The organism is Thaumasiovibrio subtropicus, from assembly GCF_019703835.1.
Classification (GTDB): domain Bacteria; phylum Pseudomonadota; class Gammaproteobacteria; order Enterobacterales; family Vibrionaceae; genus Thaumasiovibrio; species Thaumasiovibrio subtropicus.
Map to the genome: position 1 here is coordinate 1,763,811 of NZ_AP023054.1, position 18,908 is coordinate 1,782,718.

General features: G+C 47.5%; 16 protein-coding genes. 4 read left to right on the forward strand and 12 right to left on the reverse strand.

What is annotated here, in order from left to right; genetic code table 11:
* Positions 1 to 86: 86 nt before the first annotated feature.
* The 10 genes from TSUB_RS07935 to hutW all read right to left on the reverse strand — a co-directional run bounded on the left by TSUB_RS07935 (position 87) and on the right by hutW (position 9,604).
* A complete protein-coding gene (locus tag TSUB_RS07935; protein WP_087020974.1) occupies positions 87 to 1,250 on the reverse strand; it encodes a tetratricopeptide repeat protein in 1,164 nt (387 codons plus the stop codon).
* Complete coding sequence (locus TSUB_RS07940; RefSeq protein WP_087020971.1) at positions 1,247 to 1,882, reverse strand: energy transducer TonB; 636 nt, start codon at positions 1,880 to 1,882, stop codon at positions 1,247 to 1,249. The genes TSUB_RS07935 and TSUB_RS07940 overlap by 4 nt, the downstream gene beginning before the upstream one ends.
* Positions 1,883 to 2,287 carry an ExbD/TolR family protein gene (locus TSUB_RS07945; RefSeq protein WP_087020968.1) on the reverse strand — a complete coding sequence of 135 codons (405 nt, stop codon included), beginning with the start codon at positions 2,285 to 2,287 and terminating at the stop codon, positions 1,883 to 1,885. It abuts the gene before it with no gap.
* A complete protein-coding gene (locus TSUB_RS07950; protein WP_087020965.1) occupies positions 2,278 to 2,844 on the reverse strand; it encodes a MotA/TolQ/ExbB proton channel family protein in 567 nt (188 codons plus the stop codon). Before TSUB_RS07950 ends, TSUB_RS07945 begins: the two co-directional genes overlap by 10 nt.
* The gene (locus TSUB_RS07955) at positions 2,841 to 4,187 is read right to left on the reverse strand and encodes a MotA/TolQ/ExbB proton channel family protein (protein ID WP_246616421.1); all 1,347 of its coding nucleotides are present in this window, start codon (positions 4,185 to 4,187) and stop codon (positions 2,841 to 2,843) included. Before TSUB_RS07955 ends, TSUB_RS07950 begins: the two co-directional genes overlap by 4 nt.
* Positions 4,184 to 4,945, reverse strand: coding sequence for a DUF3450 domain-containing protein (locus tag TSUB_RS07960; protein WP_087021019.1), 762 nt, complete (start codon positions 4,943 to 4,945; stop codon positions 4,184 to 4,186). The genes TSUB_RS07955 and TSUB_RS07960 overlap by 4 nt, the downstream gene beginning before the upstream one ends.
* Before the next feature lie 205 nt (positions 4,946 to 5,150).
* Positions 5,151 to 6,950 (reverse strand): ABC transporter ATP-binding protein, encoded by a 1,800-nt coding sequence (locus TSUB_RS07965; RefSeq protein ID WP_246616422.1) that lies wholly within the window; start codon positions 6,948 to 6,950, stop codon positions 5,151 to 5,153.
* 149 nt (positions 6,951 to 7,099) lie between these two features.
* Complete coding sequence (gene hutZ, locus TSUB_RS07970; RefSeq protein ID WP_087026476.1) at positions 7,100 to 7,630, reverse strand: heme utilization protein HutZ; 531 nt, start codon at positions 7,628 to 7,630, stop codon at positions 7,100 to 7,102.
* Positions 7,627 to 8,148: a heme utilization cystosolic carrier protein HutX gene (gene hutX, locus TSUB_RS07975; RefSeq protein ID WP_087026472.1), complete on the reverse strand. Its 522-nt coding sequence runs from the start codon at positions 8,146 to 8,148 to the stop codon at positions 7,627 to 7,629. Before hutX ends, hutZ begins: the two co-directional genes overlap by 4 nt.
* 100 nt (positions 8,149 to 8,248) lie before the next feature.
* Positions 8,249 to 9,604 (reverse strand): heme anaerobic degradation radical SAM methyltransferase ChuW/HutW, encoded by a 1,356-nt coding sequence (gene hutW / locus TSUB_RS07980; RefSeq protein ID WP_202819790.1) that lies wholly within the window; start codon positions 9,602 to 9,604, stop codon positions 8,249 to 8,251.
* A gap of 316 nt (positions 9,605 to 9,920) precedes the next feature.
* Between hutW and TSUB_RS07985 the strand changes: the two genes are divergently transcribed.
* The 4 genes from TSUB_RS07985 to TSUB_RS08000 all read left to right on the forward strand — a co-directional run bounded on the left by TSUB_RS07985 (position 9,921) and on the right by TSUB_RS08000 (position 13,297).
* Positions 9,921 to 10,811, forward strand: coding sequence for a heme/hemin ABC transporter substrate-binding protein (locus TSUB_RS07985; protein ID WP_087026466.1), 891 nt, complete (start codon positions 9,921 to 9,923; stop codon positions 10,809 to 10,811).
* Positions 10,808 to 11,854 carry a FecCD family ABC transporter permease gene (locus TSUB_RS07990; RefSeq protein WP_087026464.1) on the forward strand — a complete coding sequence of 349 codons (1,047 nt, stop codon included), beginning with the start codon at positions 10,808 to 10,810 and terminating at the stop codon, positions 11,852 to 11,854. Before TSUB_RS07985 ends, TSUB_RS07990 begins: the two co-directional genes overlap by 4 nt.
* Complete coding sequence (locus TSUB_RS07995; protein ID WP_087026461.1) at positions 11,851 to 12,624, forward strand: heme ABC transporter ATP-binding protein; 774 nt, start codon at positions 11,851 to 11,853, stop codon at positions 12,622 to 12,624. Before TSUB_RS07990 ends, TSUB_RS07995 begins: the two co-directional genes overlap by 4 nt.
* Positions 12,625 to 12,880: 256 nt before the next feature.
* Entirely contained in the window at positions 12,881 to 13,297 is a 417-nt protein-coding gene (locus TSUB_RS08000) for a hypothetical protein (RefSeq protein WP_246616423.1), read from the forward strand.
* Positions 13,298 to 13,549: 252 nt separating this feature from the next.
* Here TSUB_RS08000 and TSUB_RS08005 read toward each other — a convergent pair whose 3' ends face one another.
* Positions 13,550 to 14,476 carry an alpha/beta fold hydrolase gene (locus TSUB_RS08005; protein WP_087026458.1) on the reverse strand — a complete coding sequence of 309 codons (927 nt, stop codon included), beginning with the start codon at positions 14,474 to 14,476 and terminating at the stop codon, positions 13,550 to 13,552.
* Positions 14,477 to 14,854: 378 nt separating this feature from the next.
* Positions 14,855 to 18,751 carry an ATP-dependent RNA helicase HrpA gene (gene hrpA, locus TSUB_RS08010; protein ID WP_087026454.1) on the reverse strand — a complete coding sequence of 1,299 codons (3,897 nt, stop codon included), beginning with the start codon at positions 18,749 to 18,751 and terminating at the stop codon, positions 14,855 to 14,857.
* Positions 18,752 to 18,908: the final 157 nt, after the last annotated feature.

An 18,908-nucleotide genomic window follows, 5' to 3' on the forward strand; every position in this document is an offset into this window, starting at 1 on the left:
AAAAAGCGAAACTAATGCAGGACTCTGATAGCCTCGAACAAGCTGATTGAGGTTGCTTGTCCGAGGTTAACAGAGATTGAGAACAATTATACAGATGAGCTTTGTGTGTCGAGATTCGACAGATACTTAATCCAGCTCTGTGATGACTTGGATGCGGTTTTAGAGTACGCCTGCTGAGCAACACGCAGTGCGCCGCTGATGTCTCCAGTCGAATACAAAATCTGAATCTTTGCCATCAAGACCTGTTCACTATTGGGGTTATTGACCCGATTGAGGTTACTTAGCGCTGCCGAAAAATCACGCTGCTGCATCTGTAACAGTGCGAGCTTCAAGCGATGCTTGTTGTCTTTCGCCGCGGCACGCTCAAATACAGCGATGGCTTTGTCCCACTCTTTCGCCATCTGCCAATATGTGGCCAACGTGGCGAGTTCTCGCGAAGAGGTCGGGTTCAGTGTTGTGTAAAGGCGAGCAGCGCGCTCTGGCATCCCCTGTTGGCCATACAGCTGGACTAAGGTGAGCTTATCCTGACGCATCAGGTTTAACCCATTGTGATGGGCAATCGCGAGCGTCTGCATTGCGCCTTTATAGCGTCCCAACTGCATCTGAATACCGGCCAAGCGTTGGAACCACATTACCTCTTTAGGTTCTATCTTGATTAAGATTTCCAGCGTGGCGGCAGCCCCTTTGTAGTGCTTCAGTGGGAGTTGAGAGCCGAGTGTCATGCGGTAGTGCTCTACCTTCATTCGGCCATTGTTAGCACGATAGCTTTTTAAGCCCGCTAACACCTTTTCCCACTCTTCTAGCTGGTAATGGCTTTGACTAATACGTAACCATGCCATTGAACGTTTTGCTCGTTCCGCATACTCTGAAGTGAGTTTGTAGTAATGCGGTAGCGCTTTTCGGTATTGCTGTTGCATCAGCAAAATATCCGCGACCATTTGACGTGTCGTCGGTACTTCTTTTTTTGGCAGCTCCCCACTGTTGATGGCGCGTGTTAACCGAGTGACCGCTTGATTAGGTTGGTCATTTTGCCAATAGAGAATGCCCAGCATGCGATCAACATAGGCTTTATCAAACGCGCGAGATGGTGAGACCGATTTCAGCACATCAATGGCTTCACGAATTTTATCGTCTTGCTGGAGCTTTTGAGCACGCTGGACACGGGTTGCGGTTTGTTGTGTTAGCTCTGCACTCCACGCGGTTGAGCTCAATCCGAGTGAGAGTGCGATGATGAGAATCACTGTCTTCATTTTGGCATCCTAAACTCGATGGTGACCGTTTTGCCTGGTTGCGCTACCGCAACACCGTCAATGATCTGAGGTTGATATTTCCAACGACGCAGAGCGCGCATCGCCTCCCGTTCAAAGATACGCTTTGGCGTTGCACTCACAACCTTGATATCTGTTGGTCGCCCTTGTTCATCAATCGTGAACGAGAGCACCACTTTACCTTCGATACCTTGTCGCTGCGCCTTCGCTGGGTAATTGGGGTTAACCCGATGCAGCGGCATCACCTGTTGATTGTTGGTTGAAGCAATCACGCCGACTTTACCGAAACTCGGTACCGAGACATTGATACCGGATATCGCCGTCGTTAGGTTAAGCGTTGGGGTGACTGGCGCCGCATTTAAACTGACTGCCACTTGCTGCGTGGTCGTCGGTTTTGCCTCTGGCGGTGGCTCAGGGAGGTCCGGTTGTTTAGGTACGGTTCGCTGGCGTCGTTGAATCGCTTCTTCTTTTTCCAACATCACCATGTTGAAACTGAGCGGTGCACGACGTTCAGCGGTACTGTTTTGCACCGGGTTGACCATCCAAGCCATAAAGGTAAACAACCCAAGCGTCGATATCACGGCGATGGGCAAAGCCATCAATAGACGCTTCATTTACATCTTCTCCGCTGCCAAGGCAATGCTATCTATCCCCGCGGCTTTGGCCGCATCCATCACTTTCACTACCGTACCGTTGTAGGCATGTTCATCGGCTTGAATCACCAGTGAGGTTTCAGGCTTATCCATTAAGAGGTGTTCGAGTGTTGCTTGAACACGCTCAACATCAACCATTCGCTTGTCAATAAAGACATCGTTAGAGGCGGTGATAGCAACAAAGATACCCGCATCTTTTTGGCTTACCGCATGGCTTGCTTGCGGACGATTGACCTCAACACCAGACTCATTCACAAATGAGCTCGTCACGATAAAGAAGATTAGCATGATGAAAACGATGTCCAGCATGGAGGTCAAGTCAACTTGCGCTTCTTCACGCGGTTTTGCAGGTCGGCTTAAACGCATTGTTCACCACTCCTGAGTAATTTTTCCATTTTGATTTCTCGCATGTCACACGCTTTCATGAGTCGAGCGTGAACAAACATTCCCGCTAACGCGGCGACCATCCCTGCCATTGTAGGAAGTGTGGCCATTGAGATCCCAGACGCCATCAGTTTGGGTTGGCTACTGCCTAGGCTTGACATAATGTCAAAGACAGAAATCATCCCGGTGACAGTCCCTAACAAGCCAAGCATCGGACAGATGGCGACCAGCGCTTTGATCAAGTTCATGTTTTGATTCAGGGCAATATGGGCCTGACTTAACATGCCCGCTTTAACGGCATGGGCATGCCAGCTTTCGAAGTTACGCCGTGTTTGCCACTCTCCCAGCCATTTATTGCGCAGTGATGGCCAAGAAAAAGAGAGAAACAAAATGCGCTCGAAGACTAACAGCCAAGTGATGACGACAACGGCCGCCAACACCCAAAGCACCTGACCACCCTGAGACATAAAGGCGGAGAGGCGTTCCCACCACCCTTCTGTTAATGGATTGGATAATAAGGTTGCTTCAATTACGTTCATGCGGCCGCCAATTCGATTTGATCGTCGCTTTCAGCGCGCTCAGCCACCAAGCTGATACCTTGCTTTTCAAGCACACTCTTGATGTTGTCCACTTTTGTGCTCAACAGATTATGTGCAAGTAGCAGTGGCATTGCTGCAATCAAGCCTAAGACAGTCGTAATCAGTGCCATAGAGATACCACCTGCCATGATGGTTGGGTCACCATTACCAAATTGAGTAATGACTTGGAAGGTTTCAATCATCCCTGTCACCGTACCCAATAACCCAAGCATGGGTGCAATGGCGGCAAGCAGTTTGATCATTGATAGCCCTTTTTCAAGCCCCTGTTGCTCATCGATGACTTGTTCTAATAAGCGCAGTTCGAGCGCTTCTACCGAACGATTCTTCTCTGCATCATAAACAGAGAGGATACGCCCTAGCGGGTTATTTCCTGGCGTTTGCGGTTTCTTTAGCTGCGCACGGATTTTGGTCGAGATCATGGTTAGCTCGACACCGCGATAAAGGCTAATGATGACCCCAAAGCCCAACAATCCAAGAATGATTTTGCCAACAATGCCACCATTCTCTAGACGCTGTTTAAGATCAGGGACATCCGCGAGTCTCGTTAGAATCTCACCACGTGAAGGGTCTACCGGTAGCTGTTGAATAGCGCCATCGGTTTTGACGTTTGAACGAGTTGGCGTGTTCTCAGGCTGGCGTGGGTAATACTGGGCATTGCTGCCATTCCAACTCATGTAGCCGTTATCGCTGACGACACCGATTGCGCCAAGACGCATACCATTAAGTGTTGTCGCCACCCCATCACCCCCAACGGCGGGGATTTCGACTGCGGTGATCTCACCGCTGGCAATGACCTGCTCTTCCATCGCTGCCCACATGGCGGTGAGTTGCTCTATGGTTGGCAGTTTGCGGGCTGCGATAATGTCATCAATCGCGCCATTGTGACTCTGTTTATCGAATGCGGTGACAGAGGTTTCTAACTCAAGTTGTAACTCTTTCGCGGATTTACGCACTACACCAAATAGTTCACCGAGGCTGCCGGTTTCAAGGCGCAAAGACTCTTCTAACTCCGCGAGGGTCTGTTCATTGTCGCTAAAGGTGTTGCTTAAAACTTCGATATCCGCATCGAGTTGTGCTTTCTGTGCCAATAGTGCATCGCGTTGTTGTTTGAACTTGGCTTCTTCTTGAGAAAACTCGGTAACGCGTTCGTTGTTAATCACTCGCTCATCATTCGCTGCGGCTTGAGTTGCAGACTGTAACGCGTGCGATGAGAAAGTCGTAAAACAGGTTGTGGCTAACATGGCTGCCATGAGCACTTTTAAAGGACGACGTGTGTTGATCATTTCTCAGTCTCCTTGGCAGAAACAGGCAGGGTTAGCATAGTGGGTGCAATTTGACGGGATGCCAGCGCAAATGCTTGATCAATGCCCTGTCCCACAGTGATGTCGACAGACTGCCATTGACGGCTCTGGTCATTCCAAGCCCAGTAGTGGCTGTTGTCAAGGCTACGGGCAACAAGAGAGATGCGGCCTAAGTAAAGGACGTCTACTTGGCGAGTTTGTCCGTCAATATCGACAGCGGCCTGATACGTACCAATTTTGGTGCCATAATCCATCTCTATCTGCCACGCTTCGAGAATACGACGAAACTTCTCCGCATCCGCGACATTGGCATCTGTCATCATGGTATCGAGTTTTGCTATACGTTCTTGACGCTGAGTAGCACGAATTGGACGGTCATTTTCGACAAGGGTTTTCAGTCCTGCCAGCATGTTATACATCAAGGGAACCACGCCTTGTCGGGTGTCTTTTATCTCTTCGATTTGAAGTTCAAGGTTGACCATTTCTTGTGCTTGATTGTCGGTCAAAGCCGTCAAGTGCTCGCGATAGACAGAGAGATTTTCTATCTCTTTCTTGAGCTGTTCAATTTCCGCACGGTACTGGATCGTATTTTCTGCACTGGTATTGACTTTACCTTGAGCCGCAACCGCATCCTTTTGACTACGAGATTCAATGCCTCGGGCACCATCGAGAGAAGCGTAGCTTGTTGCCGACGTCAGTCCTAACATCGCGACAAGCAAGAGACGTTTATTTAATGTCATGATATCCAACAGGTTAAAATGTGATAAGAGCAAAACTTCCGTTACTCTAAATGAAATCAATTATCATTAAAAGTTAAAAATGCACATTCCCGTGGTTAATACGCAAATCCACAAGACGTTGTAGTAAAAAAGTAACATTGCCCTCGTAAAGAGCAATGATATTTCACAGTGAAATCACTATGGATATGTAATCAAAGGATTTTTTCTAACTGGCTTGGAGGTTGCCATAAAGGGTTTGATAGAGGCCTGGCTCAGAAACTAGCTCAGAATGGCTGCCGGATTGGGTAACTTTGCCATCTTCTAGCACATAAATGAGGTCGGCTTGTTTCACTGCAGAGAGTCGGTGTGCAACGATGAGGGTGGTTCGATTAGCAAGAAAGGCGTTAAGTGCTTGATGCAGAGCTGCCTCTGTTGCCGTGTCCAATGCGGAAGTTGCTTCGTCTAATACGACGATCTCAGGGTTAGTTAAGATCATTCTGGCAATTGCAAGGCGCTGTCTTTGCCCTCCGGACAGCCTAATGCCTTGTCGTCCTAATTGCGATGCTAAGCCTTCGGAAAGTTTACTGGTGACATCCCCTAATTGAGCAACGTCTAGCGCTTTCCATAACATTTCGTCGCTGTACGAGGTATCACCCAGCGTCAAGTTTTGCCGCAGAGTATCGTTGAAGATCATCGGATGTTGCAGTACAACTGCCATGCGATCCCGCAGTGCTTCGTAGCTGACCGCTTCGATCGGTTCACCGTTGATAAAGATATCGCCGCGATCCTTCTGATAAATCCCCATCAATAGTTGAATCAAGGTCGATTTTCCCCCACCCGATGCCCCGACAAGTGCAACGCGCTTTCCAGCGGGAACCAGCAACGACAAGCCATCTAAAACCCGTTTTTCATCATCATAGGCAAACTCAATGTTGCGAAAACAGATTTCGACGGCCTTCTCCTGATTGAAAGGATCCACGCTTGGTTCGGGACGCGCTTCTTCTTCCAGTTCGAGTAAGCCGTTCAAGCGATTGATAGCAGCGGACGCGCTGAACCAAGCAAACTGAATACCCAGCAGCTCTTGAACGGGCGACAGCATAAACCAGAGGTAGCCAAACACCGCAAAAATCTGCCCAATAGTGAGGTCACTGAACAGTACCATAATCATGGCTGCTGCACGGAAGAGCTCAAAGCCGAGTAAAAACAGCAAGAATGACAAACGGTTTGCAGCCTCAGATTGCCACGCATAGCGATCCGCGTCTTCTCGTATTGCCTCTGCGTCTTGCTTTAAGCTGTGCAGATACTCGCGCTCGCGATTGGCGGCGCGCAGTTGATAAAGGCCATCTAGCGTTTCAACCAGTCGCTGTTGGAAGCGTTCAAATGACTGGTTTTCTTTCTTTTTCAACGATTTTACCCGTTGCCCTAATAGCTTGGAAAAGTAAACAATCACAGGGTTAAGCAGCAGAATAAACAAACCTAGTCGCCAATCCAGCCACAACAGAATCGCAGCGGTGCCAACAATGGTCAGCAAGCCGACAATGAAACGGCTCAATGTGTCGCCGATAAATTTATCGATAGTTTCAATGTCAGTCACTAAATGCGACGTAATGCCCCCACTTCCTTTCTCTTCATATTGACGCATGCTGACTCGGCCAAGCTTATCCAACAAGGCTTGACGAATAACGCAGGTAAGCGATTTTGACACTAGGGTAAATTGGCGACTCTGCAGAATATTCAATCCTTGGCTCGCCGTGCGCATAAAAATGATAAGCACTAGGGCAAAGACGATATAGGCTGCGGGTTGCTGCCACGCGACAGGCAATACTTGATTCATTGCCGCAATACCGCCAGCGGGCTGATTCAATAAGACTTCATCGACCATGAGTGGCAGCATCAGGGGGATAGGCACATTGATGGCGGTGGCGACAATAGCGATCAAGTTGGCGATGATCAGGCGCTTTTTGTGCTTAAGAGCTTGTTGATAAAGCCAGCGTGGAGAAAGAGACTGTAAGGTGGTGGTATTCAAAGGAAGAGGCCCAATGCGTCGGAACAATACTTTGAGTATACGTAGCAGAATGGGAATCGGTGGCGGATAGGCGAAAAAATGCCTGCTCACCATGAGCAGGCATAAGAATCACTTTGAAACAGTGAAAAATTGCGCTAACAACAGCAGAGTTAGGCACTCTGCTTTTGGCGCTCAACGTGACCTTGATCTAGATGGACAACTTCCACAGAATCAAAACCTTGAACGTTGAAAGCTTGACCGAAGCCTTTCACATACAAACCGTTCTCTGGCTTGATTTGGTAGAGGCGGAAGTCTTCCATGTTGGTCAAGTTACCAATGATTTCACCGAAACGTGCTTTGAGTGCTTCGGTGCCTTCAGACCACGTTGCAGTGTCACGTTCAATCAGCGTAGCCGATGTTTCGAACGACAGACGACGGCGCGCATAAATGTGCTTCGCAGCAGATTCATCTTCAATCAGCATCAATGAGAGATCATTGTTAAGCTTCAAGTTTTGACCATGAGCAGCAATGTCACTGATCAAAATGTAAAAGGCGTCGTCAGTATACGCGAATGGCGTATAGCTTACGGTCGGCTTGCCTTCTTTGTTGATGGTTGCCAGTTGAAGCGTTTGGCTATTTTCGCGCAACTCTTTCATCTCTGGCAATAGGCGGCCTTGTAGTCGTTCGGCTTTATCGGTCATTTTTTAAAATCCTTTTTTAACTGCTGAAACTTCACTAATTGTTCTGGTAATAATTTTCTTTTTTCATCACGACCGAGGTATACCTTGAATACACAAGCGCCCTCGCCGTTGTAAAACGCGATGTGGTGACTCTCTTTACCCATAAAAGGCTTGCTGATTAGACCGATGTCTGTAATTAGGTCTAATTTTAAGTGACCGTGTAACTCGCCGTTTTCGCCCATGAGATTAAAATAGCCTCGGCCAAACTTTCCTTTAGGAAATGGCGCTTTTACCTCAAATACCGAGCCATGAGAGATAACGATCGTGGTGACCGGGCCCCACTCGGGTAAAAGATTCAAAATCGCTTCGGCGTGAGCACCTTCTACTGGCGTCACCATCTCAGGTGGGAGCGCAAGGCTCACCTCCGCTTCAGTTTGTTCCAGTGTTGACGCTAAATCGGGTACTGAGATCGAAGGGTCATTTTCGATCAGTGCAGCAACACGAGTTTGCGTTTCTTCGTATGTACGTGTGTTGTACATCGATTTTCTCCTTAAATGGCCACCTATGAATGGCAGCTTTCTTCGTTAAATGCATCTACTCACAACCTGTGTTGAGTCACGTTGTAAGCAAACACAGTAATCAAGCAACGTGAGCTTTACCGCTAGGGTGTTGGCTTTCCATCATTGCTCTGATTACATTTTGTGACAATGTCACATTCCAAAATTCACCGGCCAGTGTCAGAACAAGGTAATCACCTTCTAGCCTCACTAAGCCGTTGCTTTGCCACGCTTCAAACAACGGCATTAACGCTTCATACAAGGGTTTGCCTGCCAATGTGTTCAATTTCAAGCGCGACAGCACACCGCGATCAAACGCGGATTTAATATGGGCATGTATCTCTCGCAGAGGGCTGCTTCGCATCAGCATTGGCACTGGGTATTGTTCCGCATCAATCGCTGCGATGTAGTCTTCCATCTTGCGGTGTTGCATCATCTGTAAATCGCCAATCGCACCACCTGCCCCGGCACCAAGCGGTAATACGTCTGCGGTCGTTTTAGCTAAGCTGTTGTAAATGCTGCGTTCTCTATTGTCATGTGCCCAGTGATTGACGCTAAGACGACGTTGATGGTGCTTCGCCATAAAGTTCACACCCGTTTCAAACATGCCGGCTTTTGTGGGTGTATCAGCTGGATGAGGGAGCTTGCCTTGCTCCACCATTCGATGCATGGGTAGCCCTTGCATATCAATGAGCTGATAAAGATCGACGCCGTGGGCGCCTGATTCCAAATAACCTTCCAGATCTTTTTGCCAAATCTCGACGGTTTGATAGGGAAGCCCAAACAGTAAGTCGATCACAATTGGCGCGGCGTCATAAGCGACCATCTCTTGGATGCGTTTCATCGCTACATCCCCATCATCAAGTCGCTTAGCACTGCGTCTGACATGGGTGTCAAAGCTCTGAATCCCAAAAGAGAAACGGTTAAACCCGCCTTCTAGCGCCGACTCAAATTTTTCATCACTGAAACGATTAATGCGCCCTTCAAGCGTGATTTCACAATCTGGTGTCAGAGGGAAATAGGCACGTATTGCGTCTCCCAGTTGCTTAATCTGTGCAGCAGAGATATCCGTTGGCGTGCCCCCGCCAACATACACTGCGCGAAATGATGTAGATTGCGTCCATGGTTGTGACGCTTTGAAGCGAATCTCTTTCATTAGCGCTTCAAAGTAACTATCAATCAACGACTTACTGGATGCGTACTGGAAGAAGTTGCAATAAGTACATCGCACCCGACAAAAAGGAATGTGGATGTATAAGCATCGGCTTTGCTGCGCTAATGGTATAGAATTCAATACATCCTTTAATTCCTGCTGCGTATTTTCGGGCGCTATACGATTAACATTTCCGCCGGCATGTGCCATTTTTTTGCGTGAAAATGCAAAGCGTAAAGGATCGGGTGTCGCACTCCCTACCAGGGATACATCGCTTAAATCCATCATTTTTATCACACGTCATTTACATAAATTTAAACAGTTAATACTTGAGTATCAACGACTTAGTGAATGATACTTTAGTGTAGTGATAATGCAATTGATAATTGATCTTATTATCGAATGAGTGGATAATCAATTGAAACAAGACATCGCCTAATTTTTTAACATCCTAGCGACCTTGTGTTGCGCCAATATCCCTTTAAATTCAAGGTGTATTCGATATTAGGCGTTTATCGCATCTGCGTATGGAATGGTGCATTTTGTCTTAAAAGTTATTCATTTGGGCTCTTTGCTCTCTCAAAATTAAATGGAATAAAAAATGAATTTATCTTCGCTAGCGCTTCTTGGCGCCCTCAGTTTTTCGCTATCAACAGCCGCGTTGGCCACTCCCGCACCAGAATCGAACCAAACAATCTCTTCTGAGCCTCGTATCATTAGCGCAGGTTCTGCCGTTACTGAGCTGATATTCGCCTTGGAAGCCGAGTCGCAGCTTGTCGCAGTGGATCTGACTAGCAAGGGCTTTGTGATGGGCACCGATATCCCTCAGGTGGGTTATCACCGCCAACTATCAGCAGAAGGTTTAATGGCGCTTGCACCAACGGTGCTGGTTGGCTCAAATGAAATGGGTCCAGAGAAGACCCTCAACACGCTTTCAGAGGCAGGCATTGACGTTGAAACCGTGACTTCTGGTCTCGGTCTTGAGGACCTTCATCTGCGAATTGACCAAGTCGCCGCGTTGACGGGGACGGCGGAGAAAGCCGAAACCCTCAAGGCTGATGTTGCCGCTCAAATGGAGAAACTGTCAGCAACAGAGCTCAAGAACCCACCTAAAGTGGTATTTATGCTGTTAGCGGAAGGACGACCAATGACAGTCGCAGGCAACAAAACCCCTGTCGATACTGTGATTGAACTAGCGGGCGCGGTTAATCCAGCGCAAGACGCGTTTGAGAGCTACAAGCCTATGTCTGTGGAAGCCTTGATTGAGCTACAACCCGATTACATTTTGGTGGCTTCGCGCAGCTGGCGCAGCATGGGCGGTGCTGAAGGTATTTTGGCGAAAATGCCGCTGTTGGTTGCGACGCCAGCAGGTGAAAAGAATCAATTCATCCCTATTCCGGGGCCTGCAATTGTCGGTGGTTTCGGTTTGGGTAGCCTCAAGCTTGCCGAAACATTGCAACAAACATTCTCTTCGGACAGCGTCACCCAATGATCGCTTCGAACAACAAACGCCCGCCGCTAAGCTTGTTGCTGCTTAGCGGTGTTTTTTTACTGTTTGTCGCTGTTGTTGCCTCTATCACTATGGGGCCAATGAACATCAGTTTTTTTGACAGTTTAAAAGCGATATGGCCCGGTGACCATACGTTGCCGAAACATGTGCTATTAATCATTCAAGATGTACGCTTGCCCCGTACGCTACTCTGCGTGGCAGTTGGGGCCATATTAGCGCTGTGTGGCACAGTGATGCAGGGGTTGTTCCGAAATCCGCTTGCGGACCCGGGCATCATTGGTGTCTCAGCCGGAGCCTCACTGGGTGCGGCGTTGTCGATTGTGCTTTTTGGCGGCCTAGCCGAGACATTCCCTACGTTAATGATGTTTGGCACTGTGCCCGTTTTCGCGTTCTTAGGCGGCGCTATCACAACAGTCACTGTCTACAAGATGGGGACAGGTGCCAATGGCACCTCCGTCACCATGATGCTGCTCGCTGGCGTCGCTATCAGTGCATTGGCGGGGGCTGGACTGGGTTTGATGAACTACTTTGCTGATGATCAGGCGCTTCGCGATCTCTCTTTGTGGTCAATGGGATCACTTGCGGGTGCGTCTTGGAAAGGGTTAGTCCTAGGCTTTACCAGCCTCATACTTCTGTCTGTACTGTTTTATCGTGATGCTAACAAATTGAATGCCCTCCTGCTCGGTGAAGCCGAAGCGAACCACATGGGCATAGATGTACAGCAGTTAAAACGCCGATTGGTTTTGCTGACAGCTGCTGGCGTAGGGGTGACGGTGTCACTCGCTGGTATGATAGGGTTTATTGGCTTAATTGTGCCGCACTTAGGAAGGATGATTGCTGGCCCTAACCATAAGACATTGATACCATTAGCAACTTTGATAGGTGCATTGTTGTTATTGGTCGCAGACATGTTAGCTCGAACCCTTGTCGCTCCACTGGATATGCCAGTGGGCATCATCACCGCCATTTTGGGCGCACCCTTCTTTATCTGGTTATTGATTCAACAAAAAGGACGTCTGCAGTGAGTTGTGCAATTGCTTTCGAAGGATTGAACTTAACATTGGGTGATAAAACGATTCTCGCCGATGTTTCCCGTTCTATTCATGCCAGCGAGTTTACGATTCTACTTGGCCCAAATGGAACGGGAAAAAGTAGCCTGCTCAAGTTAATTAGCCGAGAATGGAAAACGCAAGGCCATGTTGAATACTTTGGCACCGCATTGGCGCAATGGTCGCCCGCGCAACTTGCTAATCATCTCGGTATATTGCCGCAACACAGTAACTTGACCTTTGCCTTCACTGCGCGCGAAGTCGTCGAACTCGGTGGTTTAAACTTGCTGATGTCGCAAAAAGAGATTGAACAAGTAGCGCTGAAAAACATGGCGTTAACAGATGTCGTTCATCTTGCTGATCGCATCTATACAAGTCTGTCCGGTGGTGAAAAGCAGCGGGTGCATTTGGCCCGTGTGCTCACTCAAATTGCTCAAAGTCATGAACGACGTGCGCTACTGCTCGATGAACCGACCTCAGCTCTTGATTTAGCACATCAACATCGAACTCTATCACTCGCTCGTCAAATGGCGTCTGAAGGTGCTGCGGTGGTCGCAGTGATTCATGACCTCAACCTTGCCGCGCAGTATGGCGACCGTCTCATTGTGCTTAATCAAGGGGGCATAGTGGCAGATGGAAGCCCGTTGGATGTGCTGACCTCTCCATTGATAGAAGAGGTGTACCAGTGGCAAGTGGATGTTATTCCCCATCCTAAAAAAGGCTATCCATTAATTATAAGCCGCTGATAGAGCATAAATTATATTCAACTCACCTCAAGATGCGCGCTTTTGAAGCGCGTTATCTTTATCCGCCTGAATTAGCGATCTTTGATTCAGCACACCAAAACAGCGGCGTACCTGCAGACATGACGAACCACTATCCTGAAGCCAGCGTGAATAGGCAGCATCGGTGATCTGTGTTTCTCACCACAGCATGGCTTGAAATCGAACTTTGGTGTATCATTTCGCCGTTTTTCACTCCATCATCAATAAGAAGTAAACCGTGACTGAAAAAGAGTTTCGTGATCAATTGACCTCAATGGGTTTTGTTGGCGACAAGATGCGTATCGTGCGTGTTGAAGCCTTGTCTGCCGAAGAGTTAGAAGCTTGCACCGCGAAAGAAGGTGAATGTTTCTACAACAGCTATATGAATGTCATTTATGGCCAAGGTGAACGTTATGTACTGGGTTTCCGAGGCGAGATGCCGCCGGTAGACCATGCCATTATTCGCAAAGGCGAGCGTTATTTTGACCCTACCCTTCAAATTGAAGATGACGCATTCAGCGGTTATGACTTTGCCATTCTGACCGAATTTACTGTGTTCGATATGATGAAGCATGCGAAATCGAACAAAGACTTCCCGCCAGATCTTGACTACTTGAAAAGAAAAAAGAAACAGTTCAAAAATGTTATTGTTTAATTTTCAATGCGTTAAACTACTTCAAGTAGCAACTTGTTACAAAGCGAGCTTAAAAGGCTCGCTATTATTGAACCTAGACGTTGTAACACCCCTCGCTTTTATCTATTAAGCCCTACATTGTTAACTTTTGGTTTGAATTGAGTTGTCTGTTTATATCGATAATCACTAGTTATAGTGCGCTAGACTAGTGATATACCAACAAACAAAATAACCCACAAAAACATACCAATCACAATATGCGTCAAAACCCAGCTACTCAGTTTTGATGTCTAAGCGTCTAAGCCAATCCCGTATTTTATCGACAACCTGTTCAGATTGATCGGCACCATTTACATCATGTAGGCCATGATCAAGTCCAGCTAAGACCTGATACTCAAACAGTGGTTTATCGAGATTCAATGCTTCAGCCATTGCGTGTGCTTTTTTAGGATCGACGTTGATGTCCAACTCCGCTTGTAAATAAAGAACAGGCACATCAATCTGCTGGTAAATGTCGAGTTGATCGGTACTTAGCATGCTCTTCCACCAACGAAAACCATGTATTCCCGATGTTATGTCCATCGATGCTTGTGACAGGACGGCATTGGCGAAGCCTTTAAACCCTTTCGATGCGTCATTATATGCTTGAGGGGGCATCGTCGACTGCATATTGTAGAGTACGTCATCAATGAAGAATCGACCACCCGCATTCAACGCGACCACCGCATCGATACGTTGTTCGCTCGCAGCCAGCATACCGGCTACTACCGCCCCTTCGCTGCCCCCAAGTAAAATCACGGAATCATAGCGACTCTCTAACTGGTTTAGCACGAGTTTTATATCTCTAACTCGTTGGTCAGGAGAGTCATTGCTCACAAACGAGGCTGGACAATCCTCACGATCAGAGGTGGTCTGCCATTCGAGATCTCTATTAACGCCATATTTTTCAACTAAAAGCAGATCCGCATCAGGAATCACGGAAGAAAACACACCGTTTATTTTCGGGTTGTGGCTTACGCTATTGCAATCTGAGCCTTGCAGCAAGATAAGAAGTTGACGACTTTGTTTGGGAAGTAAGTAGTAGATCAGTGTTGAGCCATCAGCACGGGTTAATGTTCTCTCTCCCTGAGTTGACGTTGGCTCTGCGGCATGCAAGGGAAAAAACAAAAATGCGCTGAGCAAAAAGGCGAACTTGTTCAAAATACGAATTCCTCATGTCCATGATTAAATGCTTCACCTCCTTCAAGGAGCGTGAGCATATACTCAGAGCAAAGTGAACTTAAAAAGTTCTCGAGTCGCCCCCTGTCCAACCACAACAGAGGAAAGTTGCAAAAAAGTGTTAGTCCCTCCCCGTAACTTTAACCTTCTCTTTTTATTCACTTTATCTTATGGCTAGCCGCGAGCCAGCGCATTAGGTCGATCAGAACCTAATATTGTTCTAATTTGTAATTCCTTTTTATGCGAAAGCGTCATTTACTGTGTCGCGGGTGAATGCATCGAGAATACGTATGGTGTGGGCAGATTGTCTTTCAATAAAAAACCCGCCAAAATGCGGGTTTTTATCATTGTCGTATTGAATTAGCACGCTTCAATCGCGTTCTTAATCCGTTTATCAGAGATTGGATAAGGCGTACCAAGTTGCTGCGCGAAGTAGCTCACTCGAAGCTCCTCAAGCATCCAACGTATCTCTTTCACTGCATCCGGTACTGGTTGGCCTTTCGGAATCTTATTAAGCAACTCTTTGTACTCTTTGTTTACCGACTCCACCTTTATCATGTGTACCCGATCTCGGTTGGGGTCGATCGGCAGCTTCTCCATACGGCGCTCGATTGCCTTCATGTAACGCAAAATATCCGGTAGTCGTTGCCAACCACACTCGGTCGCAAAGCCTTTAAAGATCAATCCTTCAATTTGCGCTTTAATATCAGACAAGGCAAATGCCATCGATAAATCCACCTTCCCTTTCAGCTTTTTATTGATCTGAAAAGCGGTGGTAAGGATAGCTTCTACTTGCTTGGCGATATCTACTACCGTGTCACCCAACTCGCCTCGTATGAACTCTTTACGCGCCTCAAACTGGTCTTTGTTCCAAGCGATGCCACCTTGCGATTCAATCAGTTTATCAACACCACAAGCGATACAATCGTCGATCAAATCGAGCACTTTGCCATACGGGTTGAAATAGAGTCCCAACTTAGATTTGTTTGGCAAGTTCGCATGGAGATACTTAATCGGTGATGGCACATTCAGTAACACCAAGCGGCGCTGACCTTGCTTCATCGCACTTTGCTGTTCATCAGGCGTTTCAAACAGTTTGATGCTCACCGAGTCTTTATCATCAACAATCGCAGGGTACGCTTTGACATCAAAACCACCCCGTTTTTGTTGATAACGTTCAGGGAGCTCACCAAACGACCACTGTTTCAGTCCTTGCTGTTCAATGTCATCATCGGCCACTTTCGATAAGGTCTCTTGCACCTTCTCTTTCAAGCCATCTTTCAAGCTGTAAAGGTCTTTACTCTCTTTCAGCTTGCGATTGCGATGGTCAACCACTCGGAAGGTGATCTTTAAATGTTCAGGGACAGCGTCCAGTTTCCAGTCTTCGCGTAATACTGTCGTGCCAGTAATCTGTTTCAACGCCTTTTCTAAGCCATCAAGCAGTGGCATAGAGAGCGCGTCAATACGGCTTAACGCGGCATCCGCATAGTTTGGTGCAGGCACAAAATTACGACGAATCGGTTTAGGTAGTGACTTAATCAAGGCAACCACGAGCTCATGACGTAAACCGGGAATTTGCCAATCGAAACCATCCATTTCTACTTGGTTAAGCACTGGGAGTGGTACATGAACGGTGACACCGTCACTATCTTCGCCTGGTTCAAACTGATAGCTGAGTTTCAGTTTAAGATCACCTTGATGCCAGAAATTAGGGTAATCCAGATCGGTCACATGGCTTGCATCGCCTCGGAACAACATCTCTTTTTCAAAGTTGAGTTGTTCTGGCGCTTCGTGGCGCGCTTTCTTCCACCAGCTATCAAAATGACGACCAGAAACGATCTTCAGATCTATGCGCTGATCGTAAAACTCAAACAAGGTTTCGTCATCAACCAAAATATCGCGACGACGAGATTTATGTTCGAGCTCTTCCACTTCTTGTAGCAGCTTGCGGTTCTGTTTAAAGAAGGCGTGTTTTGTTTCCCAATCCCCTTCAACAAGTGCCGAACGAATAAAGATTTCACGACTAACGGCTGCATCAATACTGCCGTAATTCACTTTACGCTTAGGCACAATCGGAATACCGTAAAGTGTCACTTTTTCAAAAGCATGCACCGCGGCAGAACGTTTTTCCCAATGCGGTTCACTATAGCTGCGTTTGATCAAGTGCCCGGCGAGTGGCTCTATCCATTCAGGCTGGATCTTAGCGCCAATACGTCCCCAAAGCTTCGATGTCTCCACCAGCTCGGCAACCATGACCCATTTCGGTTGTTTCTTGAAAATGGCGGATGCAGGGAAAATGTTAAAACGAGCGTTACGCGCGCCTTGATACTCGTTTTTCTCTTGGTCTTTCACACCAATGTGAGACAGCATACCGGCCAACAACGCGGTGTGAACGGCTTGATAACTCGCGGCTTCATCATTCGCTCTTAGGTCTAGCTCACGCACAACTTGGCGAATTTGATAATGGACATCTTGCCATTCACGGACACGCAAGTAGTTTAAGTAGTCCTTCTTACACTGTTTGCGGAACTGATTACCGGATAGCGCTTTCTGCTGCTCTTGAACATAGTCCCAAAGGTTTACAAAGGTCAGGAAATCCGATTCTTTATCATAGAAACGACGATGCTTTTCATCGGACGCCTGTTGTTTCTCCATCGGACGTTCACGCGGATCTTGAATAGACAGCGCGGCCGCAATCACCATCACTTCTTTCAAGGCGCCATAGCGAGGGGCCTCGAGAACCATGCGGGCAAGACGCGGATCAATGGGTAAACGAGAAAGCTGAACACCGAGTTTAGTCAGACGTTTACGGGGATCTTTTGCTTTCTCATTGATTGCACCAAGCTCTTGAAGAAGACGAACACCATCTTGAATATGACGACGATCCGGCGCTTCAACAAACGGAAAGGCTTCAATATCGCCGAGACCAATCGCGGTCATTTGCAAAATAACAGAGGCGAGATTGGTACGCAGGATCTCCGGATCAGTAAACTCAGGACGTGAGAGGAAATCCTCCTCCGAATAGAGGCGGATACAGATGCCCTCTTGGACACGACCACAACGTCCTTTTCGCTGGTTGGCACTCGCTTGAGACACGGCCTCAATCGGCAGACGTTGCACTTTAGTGCGATAACTATAGCGACTAATTCGCGCCGTGCCCGGGTCAATAACGTACTTGATTCCCGGAACAGTTAATGAGGTTTCAGCAACGTTAGTCGCTAGGACAATACGACGCCCGCGATGTGTTTGGAACACACGATTTTGCTCATTTGCCGCAAGGCGCGCATAAAGCGGTAAAATTTCGGTATCGCGAAGATTCCGTTTGTTTAGTGCATCCGCAGTATCACGGATCTCACGTTCACCATTCATGAAGATGAGGATATCCCCCATACCTTCATCACAAAGCTCATCTACCGCATCAAAGATTGCTTCCATTTGATCGCGGTCGGTATCGTCACCGTCTTCACTTACTGGACGATAACGCACTTCAACAGGATACGTACGTCCTGAAACTTCGATGATCGGTGCATTATTGAAGTGCTTTGAAAAACGCTCAGGATCAATGGTTGCCGAGGTAATGATAACTTTAAGATCAGGACGTTTTGGCAGAAGTTCGCGCAAGTACCCCATGATAAAGTCGATATTGAGGCTACGCTCGTGCGCTTCATCGATAATGATGGTGTCATACTGATTCAAGAAACGATCATTTTGAATCTCGGCCAGCAAAATACCGTCTGTCATCAGTTTGACTTGGGTTTGATCGGAAACTTGATCGTTAAATCGCACTTTATAGCCGACTTGCGACCCCATTTCGGTATCAAGCTCTTCAGCAATACGATTTGCAACCGAACGTGCAGCAAGGCGACGTGGCTGAGTATGGCCAATCGTACCAAACTTACCTAAACCCAACTCCAAACAAATTTTGGGTAGCTGGGTCGTTTTACCCGAACCGGTCTCACCCGCGACGATAACCACTTGGTTGTGAGCAATTGCCTCAGCAATGTCGTCTTTCTTTTGACTAACGGGTAGCTGTTCTGGATAGGTTATCGCTGGACGATTTGTCTCGCGCAATTGTGCCGTTTGCATCGACTTAGCCATGTCGAGTGCAATTTCATCAAACACCTTGTGCTTGGCTTCTGGATTGCGAATTCGGCTAGCGCCTTGAATACGCTTAGAGAGGCGAAAACGATCGCGAATCATGCAGTCGTTCAATGCTGCACGCAACGTCTTTTCATTATTCTGTACAGAATCGCTCAAAATGATTCCTGACTACTTGTTACTGATAGAAAAATTGGCGGGATTTTACCATAAAGCCGCAAACTTACGGAAAAGGATTTACGCATTAATCAACCAAATCGATCAGTTACTCGCCGTCGTCATTCCCTCTCTAAGCATTCGGATTCGTTAGAAAAGT

Bases quoted from the DNA above. Each gene is read 5' to 3' on its own strand.
- hutW (WP_202819790.1), bottom strand. From the start codon at position 9,604: ATGGATTTAAGCGATGTATCCCTGGTAGGGAGTGCGACACCCGATCCT.
- TSUB_RS07955 (WP_246616421.1), bottom strand. From the start codon at position 4,187: ATGATCAACACACGTCGTCCTTTAAAAGTGCTCATGGCAGCCATGTTA.
- TSUB_RS07960 (WP_087021019.1), bottom strand. From the start codon at position 4,945: ATGACATTAAATAAACGTCTCTTGCTTGTCGCGATGTTAGGACTGACG.
- TSUB_RS07985 (WP_087026466.1), top strand. From the start codon at position 9,921: ATGAATTTATCTTCGCTAGCGCTTCTTGGCGCCCTCAGTTTTTCGCTA.
- TSUB_RS07990 (WP_087026464.1), top strand. From the start codon at position 10,808: ATGATCGCTTCGAACAACAAACGCCCGCCGCTAAGCTTGTTGCTGCTT.
- TSUB_RS07945 (WP_087020968.1), bottom strand. From the start codon at position 2,287: ATGCGTTTAAGCCGACCTGCAAAACCGCGTGAAGAAGCGCAAGTTGAC.
- TSUB_RS07940 (WP_087020971.1), bottom strand. From the start codon at position 1,882: ATGAAGCGTCTATTGATGGCTTTGCCCATCGCCGTGATATCGACGCTT.
- hutX (WP_087026472.1), bottom strand. From the start codon at position 8,148: ATGTACAACACACGTACATACGAAGAAACGCAAACTCGTGTTGCTGCA.
- TSUB_RS07935 (WP_087020974.1), bottom strand. From the start codon at position 1,250: ATGAAGACAGTGATTCTCATCATCGCACTCTCACTCGGATTGAGCTCA.
- TSUB_RS07950 (WP_087020965.1), bottom strand. From the start codon at position 2,844: ATGAACGTAATTGAAGCAACCTTATTATCCAATCCATTAACAGAAGGG.
- hutZ (WP_087026476.1), bottom strand. From the start codon at position 7,630: ATGACCGATAAAGCCGAACGACTACAAGGCCGCCTATTGCCAGAGATG.